At 68.2% G+C, this 6,542-nt stretch carries 5 protein-coding genes; 3 read left to right on the top strand and 2 right to left on the bottom strand.

Going from position 1 to position 6,542, the window contains the following annotated elements; all coding sequences use genetic code 11:
• Positions 1-317 precede the first annotated feature (317 nt).
• The 3 genes from E1263_RS19320 to E1263_RS19310 all read left to right on the top strand — a co-directional run bounded on the left by E1263_RS19320 (position 318) and on the right by E1263_RS19310 (position 5,013).
• Positions 318-1,256 carry an AAA family ATPase gene (locus E1263_RS19320; RefSeq protein ID WP_420323384.1) on the top strand — a complete coding sequence of 313 codons (939 nt, stop codon included), beginning with the start codon at positions 318-320 and terminating at the stop codon, positions 1,254-1,256.
• A gap of 3 nt (positions 1,257-1,259) precedes the next feature.
• Positions 1,260-2,546 carry a DUF58 domain-containing protein gene (locus E1263_RS19315; RefSeq protein ID WP_132169263.1) on the top strand — a complete coding sequence of 429 codons (1,287 nt, stop codon included), beginning with the start codon at positions 1,260-1,262 and terminating at the stop codon, positions 2,544-2,546.
• 115 nt (positions 2,547-2,661) lie between these two features.
• The gene (locus tag E1263_RS19310; RefSeq protein ID WP_132169261.1) at positions 2,662-5,013 is read left to right on the top strand and encodes a transglutaminase TgpA family protein; all 2,352 of its coding nucleotides are present in this window, start codon (positions 2,662-2,664) and stop codon (positions 5,011-5,013) included.
• Between the two features lie 70 nt (positions 5,014-5,083).
• Here E1263_RS19310 and E1263_RS19305 read toward each other — a convergent pair whose 3' ends face one another.
• The gene (locus tag E1263_RS19305) at positions 5,084-5,488 is read right to left on the bottom strand and encodes a DUF3040 domain-containing protein (RefSeq protein WP_238161328.1); all 405 of its coding nucleotides are present in this window, start codon (positions 5,486-5,488) and stop codon (positions 5,084-5,086) included.
• Positions 5,489-5,751: 263 nt separating this feature from the next.
• A complete protein-coding gene (locus E1263_RS19300; protein ID WP_132169259.1) occupies positions 5,752-6,498 on the bottom strand; it encodes a methyltransferase domain-containing protein in 747 nt (248 codons plus the stop codon).
• Positions 6,499-6,542 lie beyond the last annotated feature (44 nt).

Here is a 6,542-nt window from a genome sequence, read left to right as displayed (position 1 = left end):
CTCGTTCGCGGGGGCGGGTTGCGGTGCCGGTGGAGGGAAATGGAGGGGTTCGTGGAGCGGTGGGGAGGAAGCCCGCGAAACGGGTAAGAGAAAGGAGCGAACCGATCGCGGATTCGCGGCGTCGTACGGCGCACTCGGTGTTTCCCTGCGCCCGTACGCTGGGAAGGCGCCGAAACGCCAGGTAACGAAACCTCGGCTGCTCTAGGTCCGACCCTCACTCCGGGTGAGAATGTGTCGGCCGTCAACGAATTTGGGGAGGACCCAGGGTGAGCACCACCGCGACCAGCCCGCTGGCAGCAGGCGGGGACTTCGACGAACTGTCCGAAGTCGCCGGACGAGTCCGCCGCGCGATCGAGCAGGTGATCGAAGGCAAGCCCGACGTGGTCGAGGTCGCCATCACGGTCCTGCTGGCCGAAGGCCACCTGCTGATCGAGGACGTACCGGGTGTCGGCAAGACGATGCTGGCCAAGGCGCTGGCCAAGTCGATCGACTGCAGCGTGCGCCGGATCCAGTTCACGCCGGACCTGCTGCCGTCCGACATCACCGGCGTCTCGGTCTTCAACCAGGAGATCCGCGACTTCGAGTTCAAGCCCGGCGCGGTGTTCGCCAACATCGTCGTCGGTGACGAGATCAACCGCGCCTCGCCGAAGACCCAGGCCGCGCTGCTGGAGTCGATGGAAGAGCGCCAGGTCACCGTCGACACCACGACGTACCTGCTCGAGGCGCCGTTCATGGTCGTCGCGACCCAGAACCCGATCGAGATGGAGGGCACCTACCCGCTGCCCGAGGCCCAGCGCGACCGGTTCATGGCCCGGGTCTCGATGGGGTACCCCGAGCCGGCGGCGGAGCTGCGGATGCTCGACGGTCACGCGGCCGACAACCCGCTGGCCAACCTGCAGGCCGTCACCGACGGCCAGCAGATCCTCCGGCTGGTGAAGACCGTGCAGTCCGTGCACGTCTCGGAGTCCGTCAAGGAGTACGCCATCGCCCTCGTCGGGGCGACCCGTCGTTCGCAGGAGCTGCGCCTCGGGGCGTCCCCGCGGGCAACGCTGCACCTCGTTCGGGCAGCCCGGGCCGCAGCAGCGCTGGACGCTCGTGAGTTCGTCCTGCCGGACGACATCCAGGAACTGGCAGTGCCGGTGCTCTCGCACCGTGTCCTTCCCGCGGCTGAAGCGCATCTCGGTGGGCGCGGATCAGCCGACATCATCGCTGGGCTGGTCTCCTCGGTGCCGCTGCCTCGCACCCGTCGGGACTGAGCCATGCGGCAGGCACTGCGCGGGCTGACCACCCGAGGGCGAGCGTTCATGGCGGCCGGGATCACCGCGTCGCTGTGTGCGCTCCTGCTCGGGCAGAAGGACCTGTTGCGCGTCGGCATCCTGCTCGTCGCGCTGCCGGTCGTCGCTGCCCTGGTCGTCGGCCGCACCCGGCTGCGGTTGCAGGTGCGCCGCAGCCTCACCCCGAACCAGATCCCGGTCGGGACCCAGGCCACCGTCGAGCTCACACTGACCAACGAGGGCCGGATGCCGGCCGGGTTGCTCCTGCTCGAGGACCGCATTCCTTATGTCTTGGGACACCGGCCCCGGTTCGTCGTCGACCGCGTCAGCCCGAACTGGCGCCGTACGGTCACGTATCCGGTCAAGTCCGACGTACGGGGTCTGTTCCAGGTCGGGCCGTTGATGCTGACCGTGGCCGACCCGTTCGGCCTCGTCGAGACGAGCCGGACGTTCACCCGCAGCCAGCATCTGCTGGTCACGCCGCGGGTCTACAAGCTGCCCGAGATCCGGCTGGGTGCAGACCGGGCCGGCTCCGGTGAGAACCGGCCGCGGGCGATCGCGGCGGCCGGCGAGGAGGACGCGACCGTCCGCGAGTACCGCGACGGCGACGACCTGCGCCGGGTGCACTGGCGCTCGACCGCACGCCGCGGCGAGCTGATGGTGCGCCGTGAAGAGCAGCCCTGGCAGAGCCGGTGCTCGCTGTTCATCGACGCCCGGACGATCTCGCACCACGGGCACGGACCGTCGTCCAGCCTGGAGTGGGCGGTCAGCGCGGCCGCGTCGGTCGGCGCCGACCGGATCCGCCGGGGGTATGCGACCACCATGCTCGGTGGCCCGACCACCCTCTCGGCCATCAATCACCGCTCATCGATGGCCGTTCACCAACCTTTGTCTTCGCAGCAGCTGCTGACCGAGTGCGCGACCGTCGAAGAACACCGGTACGCCGAGATCGGCGCGCTGCTCACCGTCGATCGGCACGCCCAGGAACCGAGTCTCGTGATCGCGATCCTCGGCGCCTGCACCGGCGACGACATCACCGCACTCAATCGCTGGCGAACCAGCCAGGCCACCGGCGTCGCGCTCCTGCTCGACGCGGCCAGCTGGGCCGTCGGCGCCGAGGCGACCGAGAAGGCAGCCCGGTTGCGGGCCGCCACGGACGCCACCGAGAACGAGCTGCGCCGCAACGGCTGGCGGGTTGCCCGCGTCCAACGCGGTGACCAGTTACCCACCGTCTGGTCCGGCCTAGGACTGAGGACCGGGAGAATCGCATGACAATTCTGATGCCACGCCTCCGGCGCGGCGGGTCATGGGGCTTTAACTCCAGTTCTTCCCTCGTCACTCCAGTCGCTTCGCTCCCTCCATTCCTCAGTCCAGACCTGGAGGCCCCATGACCGGACACGCCAGAATATCCATCGCCGCGTGGGGCGCCACGGTGCTCGGATCGCTGGTACTGACCCCGGTCTTCTCGGGGCCGTTCCTCTTCATCAGTGCGTTCCTGTGCGCGATCATCACCGGCGTCGGAGTGCTGCTGCAGAACCTGCGCGCGCCACGCATCGTCGTACCGCTGGTGCAGTTGGTTGTGCTCGTCGAACTGCTCTCGTTGTTCTTCCTCAAGGAGACGATGAAGTTCGGCCTGCTGCCGACCGGCCGCACCGCGATCGAGTTCAACTCGGAGATGGTCAGCGCGCTGAACTCCATCAACCAGTACGCCGCTCCCCTGCCGCCAGACTCGAATCTGCTGCTGTTCGCCACCGCGGTGATCTCCGCGACCGGTCTGCTGATCCATGTGATCGCCGTCCAGCTGCGCCAGGCGGCGTGGGCCGGGCTGCTCTTGCTGATCATGTACACCGTGCCGGCCGCGACCGTGCACGGCGGGCTGCCCGCATTGCTGTTCATCCCGCCGGCTATCGGCTACATCGTTCTCCTGTCCGCCGAGGGCCGCACCCGGCTCAGCCGGTGGGGCCGACGGATCTCCGGCGTCTCCCACCTGGATGCGGCCGAGCCGGTCGAAGCCTCTGCCCTCGGGCAGGCCGGCCGTCGCATCGGGCTGAGCGTGGTGGCGCTGGCGGCGCTGATTCCCGCCCTGATTCCGGCCCTGCCGGAGGGCGTCATCGGCAACGGTCTGGCGGGTGGCGGCGTCGGTGGTACCGGCGTTGGTGCATCGATCTCGACGACCACCCCGATGCTCGACATGGGCAAGAACCTCGATCGCGGCGTGAACGACGTCGCCCTGACCTACAAGGGCAGCCCGTCCGGCGGGGTCTACCTGAAGCTGACCGCGCTCGACCAGTTCGACGGCAACACCTGGACCATCTCCCAGCGGGGCCCCGGCCAGAAGATCGGGAACGAACCGCTCTCGCCGCCCGGTCTCAACCGCGACGCGTCGCAGGTGCCGAAGATCAAGCTGGAGGTCGACGTCAGCCGGGTCTTCCGGTCCGCCTTCGCGCCCGTGCCGTACCCGACCCAGACCATCTCGCTCCGCCGGGACTGGGTGTACGACAAGGCATCCTCGGACGTGTACTCGACCGGCGGCCAGGTGGTCGGCGGCAAGAAGTACACCGTGACGTCGTACGACGTGCAGCCGACCGAGGAGCAGCTGAGCAACGCGATCACCCGCGGTGCTCCCGACCAGTTCACCAGCCAGGTCCCGCGCAAGGTCCCGCAGGAGATCAAGGACCTCACCGCGCAAGTCACCGGAAACAACACCAACAAGTACGCCATGGCAGTCGCGCTGCAGCAGTGGTTCCGCAGCACCGGCAAGTACACCTACGACCTCGAGAGCAAGCGCGGCAGCGGGATGAACGCCCTGCGTGACTTCCTGATCGACAACAAGTCCGGGTACTGCGAGCAGTTCGCGACCGGGATGGCGCTGATGGCGCGGATCGCCGGGATCCCGTCCCGGGTCGCGATCGGCTTCCTCCCCGGCCAAGCCGGTAAGGACGGTCAGTACACGGTCCGCATGCACGACATGCACGCATGGCCCGAGCTGTACTTCGAGGACACCGGCTGGGTGCGGTTCGAGCCGACGCCGGCTGCTCGGGTTGCCAGCGCGCCGGGCTGGACGACCCCGTCGACCACTCCGACCAACCCGACGACGGCGCCGACCACCGCGCCGACCACACCGGGTGAGAGCGAAGACCCGGGCATCCAGAAGCCGAACAACGGCCGCGACCTGGCCGACGACGGCGGCCTGGCCCTCGACAGCGGCAACTGGTTCACCAACGGTGGCGCTCGGACGATCGGGATCATCGCCCTCGTCGTACTGGTGCTGCTGATCCCCTGGATCCTGCGCAGCCTGAACCGCCGCCGGCGCTTCAGCCGGCCACCGAGCCGCCTCGGCGCCGAGGGTCTCTGGTCGGAGATCCGCGACACGTCCCGCGACCTGGGCCTGGACTGGAGCGACGTCTCGACACCTCGCCAGTCCGGCGAATGGCTGATCACCAAGCTGCCCGAAGAAGCACACCCGTCGGCCCTCCGCCTTGCCCGCACGATCGAAGCAATGCGGTACGCCGGTGCTGCCGACGTGGCCACCGACCTGCGCCCGGACGTCACCGTCATCAGCAAGGCACTGTGGAAGCAGGCCACCGCCCGGCGTCGCTGGCGTGCCCGGCTGCTGCCGCCGTCGTGGCGCTGGTACCTGAGCCGTGGAACCACCGAGGCGTCGGACCTGCTCGACGAGTTCGACCTACTGCTGGCCCGGCTGCGGAACACGGTCCTCCGCCGCCGGCACGCCGGCTGAGGAGGATCAGCACAGACCAAAACCCCGAGTCCACCAGGGACTCGGGGTTTTGATCTTGGTGCCTGAAGTCTTAGAGGTCCTCGTCGCGGCGGCGGCGCCAGCGGTCTTCCATCCGCTCCATGAAACTGCCGGACGAGTCGTGTTTGGTCCGGTGCCGCTTGGACGACGGTGGCGGGGGCGGCAGGTCGTCGCCGTCACCCGCGTTGCTGATCCGCTTCATGCTCAGCGCAGCGATATACAGACAGGCGACCATCATCACGAAGCCGATGACTCCGATAATGGTGTTGGGAACAATTGCACCAGTCATCAGCACTACTATGCCGAGCACGAATCCAGCGCCGGCGAGCACTGCCCGGCGCTTGTAATAAGCGCGCACATTCGTCCCTCGCATAGCGGAGACAAACTTCGGGTCTTCCGCTGCCAGGGCGCGTTCGAGCTGCTCGAACTGGCGCTGCTCTTCTTCCGAGAGGGGCACCGTCGATCCCTCCATGGTGAGCGCGATCTCGATAGGCCACCTTCAGTCTAGGCCGCGGTAGCGCCACACGAAACCCTGACCGCCTGTCCCGCGCGTCACGGTCCCGCAACTCCCCCTGATCACGCTGCCTTCAAACGCACGACTGAACGGCGTGTCGGCAGCCGCGCGCCGCCTGTTTCTGTTCCGGAACCGCTCCCGGAACAGATCCGGCGTGGTCAACCACACTCCGCAACAATTTCGCCCTCGGCGGAGCGGTTGCGGTGTCAGCGAGTGGCGAGAATATGCAGCTGCGTGGCGAGCGCCCGGAAAGCTGGGTGCTGGCTGGCAGTTCGCTCCAATTCGGCCAGCGACTCGGCCGCACCCGGCTCGGAATCGACAAAAGCCGATGGCACCAGATCGGCAAAGGTCCGCACGCCATGAACGGTGTGGACCATGAAGCCGGCATCCGCCAACTGCGCATTGATCCCCGCCTCGTCGAACCGGCGCGGCATCGGGTCGTTCGCACCCCACCGCCCATCCGCATCCTGCAGCGCAACCCGCGCCTCGGCGAGATGACCGGCCAGCGCCCGAGCGAGCACCACGGCATTGCGCTGAGCAACCAGCAAACTCAGTACGCCGCCCTCCCGCAGTACCGATGCCATTGCCTGCAGCGCCTGCACGGGATCGTCGACGTACTCGAGCACGCCGTGACACAGCACAGCATCCGCACTCGACTCCCCCGCCAACCCAGGAAGCTCCGCGGCATCGCCCTGCACACCACGCACCAACTCGCTCACACCTTCATCGCGAGCCCGCCGCTCCAGCGACGCCAACGCGTCCGCGCTCGGATCGACCACCGTCACCCGGTGTCCCTCGACCGCCAGCGGCACCGCAAAACCACCCGTGCCACCACCCAGGTCCACGATGTCCAGCCCAGCCCCCGGATCGACCCGGCTCCGCCCCGCCAACGCAACCCGCAGAGCCTCGCCCACCAGCGCCGTCCGCACGGCCCGCCGCCGCCGATCCACCATCACGCAAACCCTTCCACGACACCAACCCCCGACGCGCCACACCC

Origin of the sequence: Kribbella antibiotica, from assembly GCF_004349055.1 — a bacterium.
GTDB classification, from domain to species: domain Bacteria; phylum Actinomycetota; class Actinomycetes; order Propionibacteriales; family Kribbellaceae; genus Kribbella; species Kribbella antibiotica.
This window is presented reverse-complemented; position numbering and strand designations above follow the sequence as displayed.